The organism is Actinokineospora sp. NBRC 105648, assembly GCF_030269645.1.
Classification (GTDB): domain Bacteria; phylum Actinomycetota; class Actinomycetes; order Mycobacteriales; family Pseudonocardiaceae; genus Actinokineospora.
Map to the genome: position 1 here is coordinate 132819 of NZ_BSTR01000011.1, position 19046 is coordinate 151864.

Here is a 19046-nt window from a genome sequence, read left to right on the forward strand (position 1 = left end):
ACACCGTGACCACCTCGAAGCCCCCGAACCAGAGCCGGTTCGACGCCCTGCCCGCCCACCTGCGCGCCAAGCTGGAGGCCCGGCTGGCGGGCAAGGCCGCCCCGGTCGCCGCGGAGACCATCCCGACCGCGCCGCGCACCGGCGCGCTGCCGCTCTCCTCGGCGCAGCAACGGCTCTGGTTCCTCAGCGAGTTCAACCCGGGCGGCAACGACTACAACTCCGGCACCGCGCTGCGGTTCACCGGCGAGCTCGACGCGCCCGCCCTGGTGGCCGGTGTGCGCGAACTGGTGCGCAGGCACGAGTCGCTGCGCACGACCTTCGCCGAGGTCGACGGGCGGCCGGTGCAGCTCGTGCACGCGTCGCTCGACCTTGACGTGCCGCTCGTCGACTGCGTTCCCGACGTGCTCGACGACGTGCTCCAGGCGGAGTTCTCCTGCCCGTTCGACCTGCGCACCGGCCCGCTGCTGCGCGCCCTGCTGCTGCGGCTCGGCGAGCGCGAGCACGTGCTGCTGCTGACCTCGCACCACATCGCCGTCGACGGCTGGTCGCTCGGTGTGCTGACCGAGGAGCTGGCCGACCTCTACGCCGCCAAGGAACTGCCCGCGCCCGCGCTGCACTACGCCGACTTCGCCGTGTGGCAGCAGGAGCGGCTCACCGGACCGCAGATGGAGCGGCACCTGGCCTACTGGCGGGACGCCCTGTGCGGGGTGAGCCAGCTCGACCTGCCCACCGATCGCGCGCGCCCGCCGGTGCGGACCCCGGCGGGTGCCGCGCACCACCTCACGGTGCCCGCGCCGCTCACCGCCCGGCTGACGAACCTGGCGCGGGCCAACGACACCACGCTGTTCACCACGGTGCTCGCCGCCTGCCAGCTGCTGGTCTCCCGCTACAGCGGCCAGGACGACGTCGCCCTGGGCACGGTCACCGCGGGCCGGGGTCGCCCCGAGCTGAACCGGGTCGTCGGCTTCTTCGTCAACACTGTCGTCCTGCGTTCCACAGTGGACAGCACAGCCACGTTCGCGGACTTCCTGCGCACGGTCAACGGCACCGCCCTGGACGCGTTCAGCCACGACGAGGTGCCGTTCGACCGGTTGGTCGAGGCCGTCGGCGCGCCGCGCGACCCGAGCCGCAACCCGCTGTTCGACGTGCTCGTCCTGCTGCAGAACGCCTCGCGGGGGCTGCCGGAGTTCCCCGGCCTGGCCGTCGCGGAGGTCGACCTGCGCCGCTGGGCGGCCAACTTCGACCTGAGCGTCGAGTTCACCGAGCGCGCGGGTCTGCTCGACTGCGTGCTGGAGTACAGCACCGACCTGTTCGACGCGTCCACCGCGGAGCGGATGGCCGGGCACCTGCTGGTGCTGCTGGAGTCGGTCGCCGCCGCGCCGGACCGGCCGATGGCCGAGCTGCCCTGGCTCACCGGGCCCGAGCTGCGCGCGGTCACCGAGGACTGGAACGACACCGCCCTCGACGCCCCGGTGTCGACCTTCCCGGCGGTGTTCGAGGCGCAGGCCCGGGCGACCCCGGACGCGACCGCGCTGGTCTACGGCGCCGAGTCACTGACCTACGCAGAACTGAACACGCGGGCGAACCGATTGGCGCACAAGCTGATCGCCGACGGTGCGCGGCCCGAGCACGTCGTGGCGGTCTCGCTGCCGCGCTCGCTCGAGGCGGTCGTGACCCAGCTCGCCGTGTTCAAGACGGGCGCGGTCTACCTGCCGGTCGACCCGTCGCTGCCCGTGGAACGACAGGCGCACCTCGTCGCGGACTCCGGCGCGTTAATGGTCATCGACAGTCCACTGGCGACTGACGGCTTCCCCGAGGGCGACCCGGACACCTGCCTCCGCCCGGACAACACCGCGTACGTCATCTACACCTCCGGTTCCACCGGCAGGCCCAAGGGCGTCGCCGTGGAGCACCGGGCGCTGGTCAACCTGCTGCACAGCCACCGCGCCGACTTCGCGGGCGGCGACCGGATGCGGGTCGCCCTCTCGGCGGTGTTCTCCTTCGACACCTCGCTCGAGGGCCCGGTCCTGATGGCCGGTGGCCACGAGCTGCACCTGCTCGGCGACGACGTCCGGCTCGACCCGGACGCGCTGGTCGCCTACGTCGTGCGCGAGCGGATCGACTTCCTCGACCTGACCCCGTCCTACCTGCGCAAGCTGCTGCCCGCGGGGCTGCTCGCCGACCCCGCGCACCAGCCCGCCGTGCTGATGCTCGGCGGCGAGGCCCTCGGCGACGACCTCTGGCGCGAGCTGGGCTCCCTGCCCGGGACCGCCGTCCACAACTTCTACGGCCCCACCGAGACCACCGTCGACGCACTGTCCACTGTGGTCAAGGGGGACCGGCCCACGATCGGCCGCCCGCTGCGCAACCTGAGCGCCTACATCCTCGACGCCGACCTGCGCCCGCTGCCCGTCGGCGTCCCCGGTGAGCTGCACATCGCGGGCGCCCAGCTCGCTCGCGGTTACCTCAACCGGGCCGGCCTGACCGCCGACCGGTTCGTGGCCGACCCGTTCGGCCCGGCCGGGAGCCGGATGTACCGCACCGGCGACCTCGCCCGGTGGACCGCCGAGGGCACCGTCGAGTACCTCGGCCGCACCGACGACCAGGTCAAGATCCGCGGCTTCCGGATCGAGCCCGGGGAGATCGAGGCCGCGCTGCTGGTCCGGCCCGGCGTCCGCGAGGCCGCCGTGGTCGCCCGCGAGGACGGCGGGCACCGCAGGCTGGTGGCCTACGTGGTGGCCGACGAGCTCGACCCGGCCGCCCTGCGCGCCGCGCTGAAGTCGACCCTGCCGGACTACATGGTCCCGGCCGCGTTCGTCGCGCTCGACCGGCTCCCGATGACCCGCAACGGCAAGCTCGACCGCGCCGCCCTGCCCGCGCCCGAGGTCCGCGCCGAGGCCGAGGCCGACTACGTGGCCCCGCGCGGCGAGACCGAGACGCTGCTCGCGGCCCTGTGGGCCGAGGCGCTGGGCGCCGAGCGGGTCGGCGCCACGGACAACTTCTTCGCCCTCGGCGGCGACTCGATCCTGAGCATCCAGATCGTCTCGCGCGCCCGCCAGGCCGGGCTCAAGCTGACCTCGCGGGACATCTTCGTCAACCAGAGCATCGCCGAGCTGGCCCTGGTGGTCACCTCGGCCACCGCGCCGGTGGTGGCCGCCGTGCCCGAGGGGCCCGCGCCGCTGACCCCGATCCAGCGCTGGTTCTTCGACACCCACGGCGACCGCGACCACTTCACCATGTCGGTGCTGGTGGACCTCGCCCCCGACGCCGACCACGCCGTCCTGCAGTCGGCGTTGCAGGCGGTCGTCGACCACCACGCCGCCCTGCGCAGCCGCTTCAGCCAGCACGATGGCGAGTGGCGCCAGGAGCCCGTCGAGACGGTGGTCACGCTTGACCGCGTGTCCGATATGGACGCGGTGCGCGCGGAGATCGCCGTGGGCGGGCCGGTTCTGCGTGCCGCTATCACCGAGAGCGGGCAGCTCTTCCTGACCATCCACCACCTCGTCATGGACGGCGTCTCCTGGCGCGTCGTCCTGGGCGACCTGGTCGCCGCCTACGCGAACATCCGCGCCGGGCGGCCCGCCGACCTCGCCCCGGTCGGCACGTCGTTCGCCGAGTGGGCCCACCGGCTGCGCGATCTCGCGCGGTCCGGTGGCCTCGACGCGGACGCCGAACACTGGGCCGCGGTTCCGGATCCGGAGCCGCTGCCCGCGGACCGCGAGGGCGCCAACAGCGCCCGCAGCACGCGTTCGGTCACCGTGCGGATCGATCCCGCCACGACCGGCGCGCTGCTGCACGCGGTGCCCGAGCGGTACCGCACGCAGGTCAACGACGTCCTGCTCAGCGCCCTGGGCCAGGTGCTGACCCGGTGGACCGGCAGGGACACCGCGATGGTCACCCTGGAGGGCCACGGCCGCGAGGAGATCCTCGACGGCGCCGACCTCACCCGCACCGTCGGCTGGTTCACCACCCAGTTCCCGGTCGCGCTGCGCGTTCCGCAGGGCAACTGGGACGAGGTGCTCAAGTCGGTCAAGGAGCAGCTCCGCGCGGTCCCGCGCAACGGCCTGAGCTACGAGGCGCTGCGCTACCTCACCCCGGACAGCCCGCTGGCCGGGAAACCGCTGCCGCAGATCAGCTTCAACTACCACGGCCGGTTCGACACCGAGAGCGCCGACGGCCTGCTCGGCGCCCGGCACGACGCCGGTGCCGAGCTGGACCCGGCCGCGGACCGCGACTTCGTGCTCGACGTGATCGGCCTGGTCGAGGCGGACGAACTCGTGCTGACCTGGGAGTACTCCGAGGCGCTGCACCACGAGGCCACCGTGCGCAGGCTGGCCGAGGCGATGGCTGCCGCGCTCGCCGAGATCGCCCGGCACTGCACCGCGGCGGGCGCGGGCGGCCGGACGCCCTCGGACTTCCCGCTCGCCCGGCTCACGCAGTCCGAAGTGGACACGATCGCGGGCGACGGCTCCGACGTCGAGGACATCTACCCGCTGACCCCGCTGCAGTCGGGCATGGTGTTCCACAGCCTGGTCGACCCGGACAGCGGCGCCTACGTGGACCAGGTCCGCCTGGTGCTCGACGGCGTCACCCAGCCCGACCAGCTCGTCGCCGCCTTCCAGGGCGTGGTCGACCGCACGCCGGTCCTGCGCACCGCCGTGGTGTGGGAGGGCGTGGCCGAGCCGGTCCAGGTGGTCCGCCGCCAGGTGCCGTTGGCCGCTACCGTGCGCGACCTGCGCGGCATGCGGGCGGCCGACCAGGATCGGGCGCTGCTGAACCTGCTCGCCGAGGACCGGGCCACGCCGTTCGCGCTGGCCACCGCGCCGCTGCTGCGGATCTGGGTGGTCCGGCTGACCGAGGACCGGGTCGTGCTGGTCTGGTCGTCGCACCACGTGCTGCTCGACGGCTGGAGCACCGGCCAGGTGTTCGCCGAGGTGTGCGCCCGCTATGCGGACCTCACCGCGGGCCGGGTGCCGTCCGCGCCCGCCCGCAGGCCGTTCCGCGACTACCTGCGCTGGCTGTCCACTCAGGACAACGCCGCCGCCGACGCGCACTGGGCCTCGGTCCTGGGCGGTTTCGCCGAGCCGGTGTCGGTCCCGTGGGACCGCTCGCCCGCCCAAGCGCACCACACCGAGTCCAGCGCGTCCGTGCGCGCCGACCTCGACCGGGCCGGGTCCGACCGGGTCCGGGCCGCCGCCCAGCGCGCCGGGCTCACGGTGAACACCGTGGTCCAGGGCGCCTGGGCACTGCTGCTGGCCCGCTGGGCGGGCACCGACGACGTGGTGTTCGGCAGCACCGTCTCCGGTCGCCCGGCCGAGCTGCCCGGCGTCGAGTCGATGGTCGGCATGTTCATCAACACCGTCCCCACCCGAGTGCGAGTCGACGGCGACCGCCCCGCGGGGGAGTGGCTGCGCGAGATCCAGGCCGGGCAGAGCGAGTCGCGCAACCACGACTTCCTCGCCCTGCCGCGGATCCAGGCGCACGCCGATCTCGAGCCCGGCGCCGCGCTGTTCGACAGCGTGGTGGTGTTCGAGAACTACCCGTTCGAGGACGCCTCGCGCGCTGACGGCCTGCGGGTCGCCGAGGTGCACGCGATCGACACGACGAACCTGCCGCTCACCCTGTCCGCGCACGTCGACGACCGGATCCACCTAGACCTCGGCTACGACCCCGCGCTGCTCGACGCCACCACCGCCGACCGGGTCGCGGGTTGGCTGCACGCGCTGGTCACCGCCATCGCCGACGAGCCCACCCGGGCCCTGGCCGAGCTGCCGTGGACCGCGGCGGCCGACCGCGAGCGCGTGCTGGTCGAGTTCAACGACACCGACCACGTCTTCCCGTTCGAGCCGCTGCCGGTCGTGTTCGAGCAGCAGGCGGCGCGGACCCCGGACGCCACCGCGCTGGTCTTCGGTGACACCGGCCTGACCTTCGCCGAGGTCGACGCCGCGGTGAACCGGTTGGCGCACAAGCTGATCGCCGAGGGCGCGGGCCCGGAGTCGATCGTGGCGCTGACCATGCCGCGCTCGGCCGACACCGTGATCGCGATCCTGGCCGTGGGCAAGGCGGGCGCGGCGTTCCTGCCGGTCGACCCGACCCTGCCCGCCGAGCGCATCGCCTACCTCCTCGAGGACGCCAAGCCGGTGCTGGTGCTGGACGCGGTGGGCGACACCACCGGGTACCCGGCCACCAGCCCGGGGCTTGGGATCCAGCCGCGCCAGGCCGCGTACGTCATCTACACCTCGGGGTCGACGGGTAGGCCCAAGGGCGTGCTGATCGACCACGGCAACCTCGCCAACCTGCACCAGGACCACCGCGTCGACATCACCTCCGCCGAGCGCACGCGGTTCGCGCTGACCGCGACGTTCTCGTTCGACACCTCGCTGGAGGGGCTGCTCTTCCTGGCCGACGGCCACGAGGTGCACGTGATCGGCGAGGACCTGCGGCTCGACCCGGCCGCGTTCGTGGCCTACCTGACCGAGCACCGGGTGGAGGTCGTCGACCTCACCCCCACGCACGCCAACCACCTCGTCGAGGCCGGTCTGCTCGACTCCGGCCTGAAGATGCTCATGCTCGGCGGCGAGGCGCTCTCGGAGAAGCTGTGGCGCGACGCCGCCGCCAAGGGCGTGGTCGCGGTCAACTACTACGGCCCGACCGAGTGCACCGTCGACGCCACGGGCTCGCGGACCGGCGACTGCGAGCGGCCGCTCATCGGTCGGCCGCTGCGCAACCTGCGGGCGTACGTGCTGGACGAGAACCTCGACGTGCTCCCGCCCGGTGTGCCGGGTGAGCTGTACCTGTCCGGCGCGCAGGTCGCGCGCGGGTACCTCGACCGGCCGGGGCTGACCGCGGGCCGGTTCGTGGCGGACCCGTTCGGTCCGGCGGGCACCCGGATGTACCGCACCGGTGACCGGGTGCGGTGGACTGAGGACGGCCTGCTGGACTACCTCGGTCGCGCGGACGACCAGGTCAAGATCCGCGGTTTCCGCATCGAGCCCGGTGAGGTCGCGGCGGTGCTGCGCGAGCAGCCGGGTGTGCGGGACGCGGTCGTGGTCGCGCACAAGGACGCGACCGGTACCCGGCTCGTCGGGTACGTGGTCACCACTGACGGCTCGGAAACCGGGGACTTGCGGGCGCAACTGGCCCGTGAGCTGCCGGACTACCTGGTCCCGGCCGCGGTGATCACCCTGGACGCGCTGCCGCTCAACCCCAGCGGCAAGCTCGACCGCCGCGCCCTGCCCGCCCCCGACTTCGCCGCCACCGCCACGCACGTCGAGCCGCGCACGGCGGCCGAGCGGGCGGTCGCCCAGGCGTGGGCCGAGGTGCTGCGGCTGCCGCGGGTGGGCGCGGAGGACAACTTCTTCGCCCTCGGCGGCGACTCGATCCTCAGCATCCAGGTCGTGTCCCGGCTGCGCGCGGTGTTCGGCACCCAGATCTCGCCGCGGGTGGTGTTCGACCACCCGACCGTCGCCGCGCTGGCCCGGGCCGTCCCGACCGGGGACACCGACACCATCCCGGTCCTCGATCGAGGCGACGGCAGTGATCGGGGCGACCGCGCGCCGCAGTCGTTCGCGCAGCGCCGGCTGTGGTTCCTCGACCAGTTCGAGCCCGAGGACACCGAGTACGTCAGCCCGACCGCGCTGCGGCTCACCGGGCCGCTGGACGTCGACGCCCTCACCCGCGCGCTGACCGCGCTGATCGCCCGGCACGAGTCGCTGCGCACCACCTTCGACGAGGTGGACGGCGAGGCTGTGCAGATCGTCGGGCAGCCTTACCCGGCGCTCCTGTCGCGCTCCGACGACCTGGACGCGGTGCTCGCCGACGAGAGCACCCGGCCGTTCGACCTGCGCCAGGGCCCGCTGCTGCGCACCACGCTGGTCGCGACCGGCCCGGACGAGCACGTGCTGGTGCTGACCCTGCACCACATCGTGACCGACGGCTGGTCCACCGCGGTGCTCACCGACGACCTGGCCGCGCTGTACCGGGCTGAACTGTCCGGTGTGGACGCCGGGCTGCCGGAGATCCCGGTCCGCTACACCGACTTCTCGGTGTGGCAGCGGGAGCAGCCCACCGACACCGCGTTCTGGAAGAGCGCGCTGGCGGGCATCGAGCCGCTGGTGCTGCCCACCGACCGCCCCCGGCAGGCGGTCCGCACGACCTCGGGCGCCAAGCACGAGTTCGAGCTGCCCGCCGAGGTGGCCGCCGCGCTGCGCGAGGTCGGCAGGCGGTCGGACAGCACGCTGTTCGTGACGCTGCTGGCCGCCTGCCAGGTGCTCTTCGCCCGGTACTCCGGTCAGCGCGACATCGCGCTCGGCACGGTAGCCTCCGGTCGCGAGCGGGCCGAGCTGGAGCGGGTCGTCGGCTTCTTCGTCAACACCCTGGTCCTGCGGTCCACTGTGGACCTGAACCGGCCGTTCGCCGAGCTGCTCACCGCGGCCCGGACGACCGCGCTGGAGGCGTTCGGCCACCAGGACGTGCCGTTCGAGCGGGTGGTCGACGCGGTCGCCCCCGAGCGCGACACCAGTCGCAGCCCGCTGTTCGACGTGATGGTGCTGCTGCAGAACACCCCGGACGAGGTCCCGGTGATGGCCGGGCTGACCGTGGCCGAGGTCGACCTGCCGGTCACCACCTCGACCTGCGACCTGACCATCGAGTTCCAGGAGTCGGGCGGCGCGCTGCGCGGCGCGGTCGAGTACAACCCCGACCTGTTCGACGCCGACACCGTCGCCCGCCTCACCCGGCACCTGGCCGCGCTGCTCACCGCCGTGGCCGCCGACCCGGGTGTGGTCGCGGGCGCGGTCGAGCTGTCCGATGTGGACGAGCGGCGCGACCTGCTGGAGGTCTGGCAGGGCACCCGCGAGGTCGACCCGACCCCGGTGCACCGCGTGTTCGCCGACCAGGCGGCCCGGACGCCGGACGCCACGGCCGTGGTCCACGGCGCGGACCGGCGCACCTTCGCCGAGGTCGAGACCGCCGCCAACCGGCTGGCGCACGTGCTGGCCGAGCAGGGGGCCCGGCCGGAGAACCTGGTCGCGCTGGCCTTGCCGCGTTCGGCGGACCTGGTGGTTGCGATCCTCGCGGTGCTCAAGACCGGGGCCGCGTACCTGCCGATCGACACCTCCCTGCCCCGCGAACGCGTCGACTTCCTGCTCGCCGACGCGCATCCCGCCGTCGTGCTGCACGCCCTGCCCGACACCACCGGTCTGCCCTCCGGACCCGTCGAGGTCGAGGCGCACCCGCGGCACCAGGCGTACGTGATCTACACCTCGGGCTCCACCGGGACGCCCAAGGGCGTGGTGGTCGACCACGGCAACCTCGCCGCGCTGTTCGCCCACCAGCGGGCCGAGCTGATCGACCCGCTGGGCGGACCGCTGCGCTACGGCCAGACCTCGGTGTTCTCCTTCGACACCGCGGTCGAGGGCCTGCTGTTCCTGGCCGCGGGCCACGAGCTGCACGTGATCGACGACGACACCCGGCTCGACCCGCACGCCCTGGTCGACTACGCCCGGGCGCACCTCGACGTCCTCGACGTCACCCCCGCGCACGCCCGCCGCCTGGTCGAGGCCGGGCTGCTGGACACCGGGCTGCGCGCCCTCACCCTCGGTGGCGAGGCCATCGACCCGGCGCTGTGGCGGGAGTTGGCCGAGGCGGACCTGGCCGCGTACAACGTCTACGGGCCCACCGAGGTCACCGTGGACGCCACGTGGTCGACGATCGCGGGCACCCACCCGGTGATCGGCCACACGCTCTCGACCACCCGCGCGTACGTGCTGGACGAGGACTTCCGGCTCGCCCCCATCGGTGTCCCCGCCGAGCTGCACCTCGCGGGTCCCCAGGTGTCCCGGGGGTACCTGGGTCGCTCGGGCCTGACCGCCGACCGCTTCGTCGCCGACCCGTTCGGCGCGCCGGGTACGCGGATGTACCGCACCGGTGACCGGGCGCGCAGGCTCGTCGACGGCACGCTGGAGTACCTGGGCCGCACCGACGAGCAGGTCAAGATCCGCGGCCACCGGGTCGAGCCCGGCGAGGTCCGGGCGGCGCTGCTGACCCACCCGGCCGTGCGCGACGCCGCCGTGCTGGCCCGCCCGCACGGCGGCCACCTTCGCCTCGTCGGCTACCTCGTCACGGAGTCCACAGTGGACTTCGCGGCCTACCTGCGCAAGAGCCTGCCGGACTACCTGGTGCCCTCGGCGTTCGTCCGCCTGGACAGCCTGCCGATGACGCCCAACGGCAAGCTCGACACCCGGGCCCTGCCCGAGCCCGCCGCCCCGGCCACCTCCGGGCACGTGCCGCCGCGCCCCGGCGTCGAGACCGAGCTGGCCGCGATCTGGGCCGACGTGCTCGGCCTGGAAACCGTTGGCGCGCAGGACAACTTCTTCGCCCTGGGTGGCGACTCCATCCTGAGCATGCAGGTCGTCTCCAGGGCCCGGCAGGCCGGTCTGGCGCTGACGTCCAAGGACATCTTCGTCCGACAGACCATCGCCGACCTGGCGGTCGGGGTGCGCCCGGCGCAGGTCGCGGTGGCCGAGCCGGTGATCACCGGGCCCGCGCCGCTGACGCCGATCCAGCACTGGTTCTTCGCCACGCACACGCCCGAGCAGCGCGACCACTTCACCATGTCGATGAGCTTCGAGGTCGACCCCGCCGTCGACGCCGACCGGCTGCGCCAGGCCGTGGCGCGCGTGGTCGAGCACCACGCCGCGCTGCGCACCCGGTTCACCGAGACCGCGCACGGCTGGGTCCAGGAGCCGGTGGACGCGGTGTCCACCGACCGGATCTCGATCAGCGACGGCGCGATGGTGCGGGCCGAGCTGACCGGGACCGTGCTGCACCTGGAGATCCACCACCTGGTGGTCGACGCGGTGTCCTGGCGGGTGCTGCTGGCCGACCTGGAGCGCGCCTACAACGGCGAGTTCCTTACCCCGGCACTCCCGTTCGGGCATTGGGCGCACAAGCTCACCGAGCACACCCTGTCCGGCGAGTTCGACGCAGACCTCGCGCACTGGCAGGCGATTCCGGACGTGCCGCCGCTGCCGGTTGACGGCGATGGCGACCGTGACCAGGCCGCGGGTTTCAGCGTGGTGCTGGGTGCGGCGGAGACCGACGCACTGCTGCACCAGGTGCCCGAGGCATACCGGACGCAGGTCAACGACGTGCTGCTCGCCGCGCTCGGCCGGGCGGTCACCGAGTGGACCGGTGCGGACAACGCGCTGGTGACCCTGGAGGGCCACGGGCGTGAGGAGGTTGTCGACGGTGTCGACATCGCCGGCACGGTCGGCTGGTTCACCAGTCAGTTCCCGGTGGCGCTGCCGATCGCGGGCGACTGGGACACCGACCTCAAGGGGGTCAAGGAAAATCTGCGCGCCATCCCGCACCGCGGGTTGAGCTACGAGGCGCTGCGCTACCTCAAGTCCGGCCTTGACGCCGGCCGCGAGCCGGAGATCTGCTTCAACTACCTCGGGCGCTGGGACACCGACGAGACCGGGGGCGGCCTGCTGCGCGACCGCGCGGCTGAGCCCGAGCGCGTCGCACCGGTCATGCCGCGCAGCCACCTGCTCGACGTCACCGGGGCGGTGACCGGTGGCGAGCTGCACCTGGACTGGGAGTACGCGCCCGGGGTGCACACCGAGGCGACCGTGCGGGCACTGGCCGACCGGATGCTGGCCGCGCTCCGCGAGATCATCACCCACTGCGGGTCGCACAGCGGTCGGACGCCGTCGGACTTCCCACTCGCCCGGCTGGACCAGTCCCAGGTGGACACCCTGGTCGGCGCGGGCGCCGAGATCGCCGATCTCTACCCGCTGACCCCGCTCCAGGCGGGCATGCTCTTCCACGGCCTGCTCGACGGTGGGGCCTACGTCAACCAGACCCGGGTGACGCTGCGCGGCGCTGACGCCGAGCGGCTGGGGCAGGCGTGGCAGGAGGTCGTCGACAGCACGCCCGTTCTGCGCAGCCGGGTGGTGTGGCAGGGCGTACCCGAGCCGTTGCAGGTCGTGTACACCGATCTGCCGCCGGTCGTCGAGTACCGCCAGATCACCACGGCCGACGAGACCGCCGGGCTCGACCTCGCCGACGGCCCGCTGCTGCGGGTGATCATCGGCCGCACCGACGACGGCGCGGTCGACCTGCTCTGGATCTCCCACCACCTGCTGCTCGACGGCTGGAGCACCGCCCAGGTCTTCGCCGACGTGCTCGCCCGCTACGCCGGGCAGCCGCTCCCGGCCCGCAGGCCGTTCCGCGACTACCTCGACTGGCTGGCCGCCCAGGACGTCACCGCGGCCGAGCGGCACTGGCGATCCATCCTCAGTGGACTCGATGCCCGCACGCCGCTGCCCTTCGACCACCAGCCGGTCGACTCGCACCGGACCGAGTCCTCGGCGCACGTGCGGGTCAGCCTGCCCGCGGTCGACGTCGGTGCGCACGGCCTGACGCTGAACACCGTCATCCAAGGCGCGTGGGCACTGCTGCTCGCCCGCTACAGCGGCGAGCGCGAGGTCGTGTTCGGCACCACTGTCTCCGGGCGGCCCGCTGACCTGCCCGGGGTCGAGGACATGGTGGGCATGTTCATCAACACCATCCCGACCCGGGTGCGTGTCGACGGCGGTTCCGCGTTGCCGTGGCTGCGCGAACTCCAAGCGGCACAGGCGGACTCGCGCCGGTTCGACTTCGTCTCGCTGGCCCAGGCGCAGGCGTGGAGCGGGCTGCCGACGCTGTTCGACAGCGTCGTCGCCTTCGAGAACTTCCCCGACGGCGCCGAGACCGACGGCGCCCCGGACGTCGAGTCGGTGGACGGGGCCGAGGCCACCACCCTGGCGCTGAGCCTGGCCGCGCACGTCGACGGCGCCGAGCTGCGCGTCGAGCTCGGCTACGACCCGGCGCTGTTCGACCGCGCCACCGCCGAGACTCTCGCCGCCCGGATGCGGGCGCTGGTCGATGCGCTCACCACCGACCCGGAGCAGCCGCTGTCCGCGCTGCCGTGGCTCACCGACGACGAGCGCGCGCTGGTCACCACCGGCTGGAACGACACCGCCGCCGACATCACCCCGGCCGTGTTCACCGAGCTGGTCGCCCGGACGCCGGACGCGCCCGCGGTGGAGCAGGACGGCACGGTGCTGACCTACGCCGAGCTGAACACGGCGGCGAACCGGTTGGCGCACCTGCTGATCGAGCGCGGGGCCGCGCCCGAGCGGGTGGTCGCGTTGCGGCTGCCGCGCTCGCTGGACTTGGTCGTCGCACAGCTCGCGGTGCTCAAGTCCGGAGCCGCGTACCTGCCGGTCGACCCGAACTACCCGGCCGAGCGGATCGCGTTCATGCTCGACGACGCCGCGCCGGTGTTCACTGTGGACACACCGCTGGACGCCTCGGCCTACCCGGCGACTCCGCCTACGGTGCGTGTCTCCGTCGACTCGCCCGCGTACGTGATCTACACGTCCGGGTCGACCGGCGTGCCGAAGGGCGTGGTGGTGACCCACCGCGGCCTGGCCAACTTCGCCGCCGCCGAGGCCGACCGCCTCGACGTGCGACCAGGGGACCGGGTGCTGGCGTTCTCCTCGCCCAGCTTCGACGCCTCGGTGCTGGAGCTGTGCATGGCGCTGCCCGCGGGGGCGACGCTGGTCATCCCGCCGCCCGGCCCGCTCGTCGGCGAGCCGCTGGCGGAGGCGCTTTCCGGCCTGCGGATCACGCACGCGTTGATCCCGCCGGTCGCGCTGGCGACCGTGCCGACCACCGACCTGCCGCACGTGCGGACGCTAGTCGTCGGCGGCGACGCCTGCTCGGCCGACCTGGTCCGCCGGTGGGCGCCGCACGTGCGGTTGGTCAACGCCTACGGCCCCACCGAGTGCACCGTCGTCGCCACGTGGACGACGCCTCTATCCACAATGGATGCTGCGCCGCCAATCGGCGCGCCGCTGCCCAACACCCGGACCTACGTGCTCGACGCCGACCTGGAGCCGGTGCCGCCGGGCGTGCCCGGTGAGCTCTACATCGCCGGTGTCGGCCTGGCGCGGGGTTACCTGCGCAGGCCGGGACTCACCGCGCAGCGGTTCATCGCCAACCCGTTCGACGGCGGGCGGATGTACCGGACCGGCGACGTCGTGCGGTGGAACGCCGACGGCGAGCTGGTGTTCGTCGGGCGGGCCGACGACCAGGTGAAGGTGCGCGGGTTCCGGATCGAGCTCGGCGAGATCGAGTCGGTCATCGGCGCCCGGCCCGGTGTGCGGGCCGTCGCCGTGGTGGTCCGCGAGGACGAGCCCGGACTCAAGCGGCTGGTCGCCTACGTCGTGGGTGAGACCGGCGGCCTGCGCGAAGCGGTCGCCGAGGCGCTGCCGGAGTACATGGTTCCGGCTGCCTTCGTCGCGCTCGACGCGCTTCCGCTGACGGCCAACGGCAAGCTGGACCGCCGGGCGCTGCCCACTCCTGAGTGGACAGACGCGCCCGGCTACGTCGCCCCGCGCACCGACGCGGAGCGGGTAGTTGCCGACGCGTGGGCCGACGTGCTCGGACTGCCGCGTGTCGGTGCCGAGGACAACTTCTTCGCCCTCGGCGGCGACTCGATCCTCAGCATCCGCGTGGTCGCCCGACTACGCACCGCGCTGGGCACAGACGTCTCACCGCGCCTGCTGTTCGACAACCCGACCGTGGCGGGCCTCGCGCTGGCGGTGGGCGGGGCGGCGCTCGCCGAGTCGATCCCGGTGCTGGCCCAGGACGCGGCCGCGCCGCTGTCCTTCGCCCAGCAGCGCCTGTGGTTCCTGCAGGAGTTCGACCCGGGCAGCACCGAGTACGTGACCCCGCTGGCGCTGCGCCTGCGCGGGCCGCTCGACCTGGGTTCGCTGTCGGTGGCGATGACCGCGCTGGTGGCCCGGCACGAGTCGCTGCGGACCACGTTCCACGGCGTCGACGGCCACGGCACGCAGACCGTCCACCCGGCGGGCGAGGTCACCGTGCCGGTGGTCCCGGTCGCCGAGGACGGCCTGGCCGACGCGCTCGCCTCGGCCGCCGCGCAGCCGTTCGACCTCACCACCGGGCCACTGCTGCGGCCGGTCGCGTACCGGATCGCCGAGGACGACCACGTGCTGGCGCTGACCATGCACCACATCGTCACCGACGGCTGGTCGGCGGGCGTGCTGATGGCCGACCTCGCCGAGCTGTACCGGGCCGAGGTCACCGGCTCCGCGCCGGACCTGCCCGTGCTCCCAGTGTCCTATCGTGACTTCGCCGCTTGGCAGCGCGGTCGCACCGAGGTGCTGGCGAGCCAGCTCGAGTACTGGCGGGACACCCTGGCCGGGGTGCCCGCGCTGGAACTCCCGACCGACCGGCCGCGTCCGGCCGTGCACACCACTTCTGGTGCGCACGTGCCGTTCACCGTCTCGGCAGAGGTGGCCGAGCGTCTCCGCGAGATCGCCCGTGCGCAGGACGCGACGCTGTTCGTGGTCCTGGTGGCGGCCTGCCAGACGCTGCTGCACCGGTTCTCCGGGCAGGACGACATCGCCGTCGGCACGGTCGCGGCGGGCCGGGACCACCCCGAGCTGCACGACCTGGTCGGGTTCTTCGTCAACACCCTGGTCCTGCGCTCCACAGTGGACCCGTCGGAGCTGTTCGCGGACTTCCTGGGACGCGTGCGCTCGACCGTGCTGGACGCCTTCGCCAACCAGGACGTGCCCTTCGAGCGGGTGGTCGACGCGGTGGCCCCGGAGCGCGACACCAGCCGCACGCCGCTGTTCCAGGCCATGGTCGCGTTGCAGAACGCGGTCGGCCGCGCGGGTGGGCTGGCCGGGCTGGACACCGAGGACGTGGCGTTCCCGGTGGTCACCGCCGCCTACGACATCACCCTCGAGTTCCACGAGACCGAGGACGGCGGGCTCTCGGCCACGCTGGACTACAACACCGACCTGTTCGACCCGGCCACCGCCGAGCGGCTCGTGTCCGGTTTGGACGTCCTGCTGACCGCGCTCGAGCCGGGTGCGCGACTGGGTGAGCTGCCGGTCACGACCGCCGCCGAGCGGGAGCAGGTGGTGCGGACCTGGAACGACACCGCGGTGCCCACCCCGCAGGTGACCTTGCCGTCGCTGCTGCGTGCGCAGGCCGGCCGGACACCGGACGCGCCCGCGATCATCACCGGCGACGCCGTCCTCTCCTACGCCGAGCTGGACGCCCGCACGGACCGGGTGGCCGCGGCTCTCCGGGCTCGGGGCGCTGGTCCGGAGACCGTGGTCGCGGTGCGGCTGGGCCGGTCCGCCGAGCTGATCGTCGCCGAGCTGGCGGCGGTCAAGGCGGGCGCGGCGTTCCTGCCGGTCGACCCGGCGTACCCGGCGGACCGGATCGCCTACATGATCGAGGACGCCCAGCCGGTCCTGGTGCTCGACGATCCCGCCCTGCCGGAGTCCGACGCGCTTGGCCCGGTCGAGGTGTCGGTCGACAACCCGGCGTACGTGATCTACACGTCCGGGTCGACCGGTCGGCCCAAGGGCGTCGTCGTGACGCACGCCGGTCTGGCGAGCTTCGCGGCCGCCGAGGTCGAGCGGTTCGACGTGCGGGTGGGCGATCGGGTGCTGGCGTTCTCCTCGCCCAGCTTCGACGCCTCCGTGCTGGAGCTGTGCATGGCCTTGGGCGCGGGCGCGGCGATCGTCGTGCCGCCGCCGGGTCCGCTGCTGGGTGAGCAGCTCGGTGATGTGCTTGCCACACAACGGATCTCGCACACGCTGATCCCGCCGGTCGCGCTCGCCACCCTGCCCGCCATCGAGCTGCCGGACCTGCGGACGCTGGTCGTCGGCGGCGACGCCTGCTCGGCCGAGCTGGTCGCGCGCTGGGCGCCGGGTCGCCGGATGATCAACGCGTACGGCCCGACCGAGTCCACTGTGGTCGCCACCTGGAGCGACCCGCTGCTGCCCGGCGGTGTGCCGCCGATCGGGCGGCCGATCCACAACACCCGGGCCTACGTGCTCGACGGTGGCCTGGAGCCGGTGCCGGTGGGTGTGCCCGGTGAGCTCTACGTCGCCGGTGTCGGCCTGGCGCGGGGCTACCTGCGCCGGCCGGGACTGACCGCCGAGCGGTTCATCGCCAACCCGTTCGACGGTGGCCGGATGTACCGGACCGGCGACGTGGTGCGGTGGAACGCCGACGGCGAGCTGGTCTTCGTCGGCCGCGCCGACAACCAGGTCAAGGTCCGCGGGTTCCGGATCGAGCTCGGCGAGGTCGAGTCCGCGCTGCGGGCGCACCCCGCCGTGCGCGACGCCGCCGCGGCCGTGCACACCGACCCGGCCGGGCACAAGCGGCTCGTCGGGTACGTGGCCGGTCCGGATCTGCCGGACAGCGCGGCGCTGCGGGAGTTCCTGACCGAGACGCAGCCGGACCACCTGGTGCCGACGGCGTTCGTGCTGTTGCCCCTGCTTCCCATGTCGCCCAACGGGAAGGTCGATCGCCGGGCGCTGCCCGCGCCCGACCTGACCGCGAGCACGGTGGCCTACGTGGCACCGACGACACCGGTCGAGGAAGCGCTCGCGAAGGTGTGGGCGGACGTGCTCGGGGTCGAGCGCATCGGGTTGGCGGACAACTTCTTCGCTCTCGGCGGTGACTCGATCCTGAGCATCCAGGTCGCCGCGCGGGCCCGGCAGGCCGGCCTGAAGGTGGCGACCAAGGACCTGTTCCTGCACCAGACCATCGGCGAGCTGGCCCCACTGGTGACCACCGTGGACATCTCGGCGGGTCGGGCGGTGGTGACCGGGCCGGTGCCGCTGACACCGATCCAGCACTGGTTCCTCGGCGCCGAGCGGGTCAGCCACGCGCACTTCAACCAGGCGCACCACGTCGAGCTGCTGGCCGAGCCGGACGAGTCCGCGCTGCGGACCGCGTTGGCCGGGCTGCTGGCGCACCACGACGCGCTGCGGATGCGCTACACCCGCGGTGAGTCCGGGTGGACCCAGGAGAACGCGGACGTGGCCGCTGTCGAGGTGCTCGCGGTGTCGGATCTATCCACTGTGGATGAATCGGAGATCGAGCGGATCGCGGACGAGGCGCACGCGGGCTTCGACCTGGCGACCGGGCCGCTGCTCAAGGCGGTGCTCTACCGGTTCGCCGACGGTTCGCCGTCGCGGCTGCTGCTGGTCGCGCACCACCTGGTGGTCGACGGCGTGTCCTGGCGGATCCTGCTCGACGACCTCGACACCGCCTACCACCAGGTGCTGCACGGCAAGGCCATCGACCTGGGCGCGAAGACCACGTCGTTCCAGGAGTGGTCGCGGCGGCTCGGCGCGTTCGTCGCCGAGGGCGGTCTCGACCACGAGCTGGACCACTGGCGCGCGGCCGCGGGCGACGGCGAGCTGCCGGTGGAGGACGTGGACGCCGTCGGTTCCGGCGCGGTGTCGGTCGAGCTGGACGAGGCGGACACCGACGCGCTGCTGCGCGGCGCCCCGACCGCCTACCGGACCCGGATCAACGACGTCCTGCTGGCCGCCCTGGCCTGGTCGCTGGCCCGGTGGACCGGCCGGTCGCGGGTCGCGGTGCACCTGGAGGGCCACGGCCGCGAGGACGTGATCGACGGCGTCGACCTCTCCCGCACGGTTGGATGGTTCACCACCATGTTCCCGGTGGCACTCACCGTGGGGGAGGGCAACTGGCGAACGGTGGTGCGGGACGTGCGCAAGCAGCTGCGGGCGCTGCCCGGCAACGGCTTCGGCTACAGCGCGCTGCGCTACCTCGGCTCACTCGAGGACCACTCGGCCGAGCCGCAGGTGTCCTTCAACTACCTGGGCCAGTTCGACTCCCGGGCGCAGGACGAGTCGGACAGCCTGTTCGGTCCGACGCTCTCGGCGGTCGGGCAGGACCACGACCCGGCGGACCGGGGTGGGCACCTGCTCGACATCGTGGGCGAGGTGAGCGACGGCAAGCTGTCGTTCGCCTGGTACTACCAGGCCGACCGCCTCTCGGCGGCCACGGCCGAGGCGGTCGCGGCGGACTTCGCCGACGCGCTGCGGGCCATCGCGGCGGACTGCGGTGGCAACCGGTGACCAGGGAGACGAGGGTGTCGACGGTGCGGTCGGGTTCCTGCGCGGGGG

At 73.3% G+C, this 19046-nt stretch carries 1 protein-coding gene; it reads left to right on the forward strand.

What is annotated here, in order from left to right; all coding sequences use genetic code 11:
• Nucleotides 1–5: 5 nt before the first annotated feature.
• Nucleotides 6–18998: a non-ribosomal peptide synthase/polyketide synthase gene (locus QSK30_RS13240; RefSeq protein WP_285502671.1), complete on the forward strand. Its 18993-nt coding sequence runs from the start codon at nucleotides 6–8 to the stop codon at nucleotides 18996–18998.
• Nucleotides 18999–19046 lie beyond the last annotated feature (48 nt).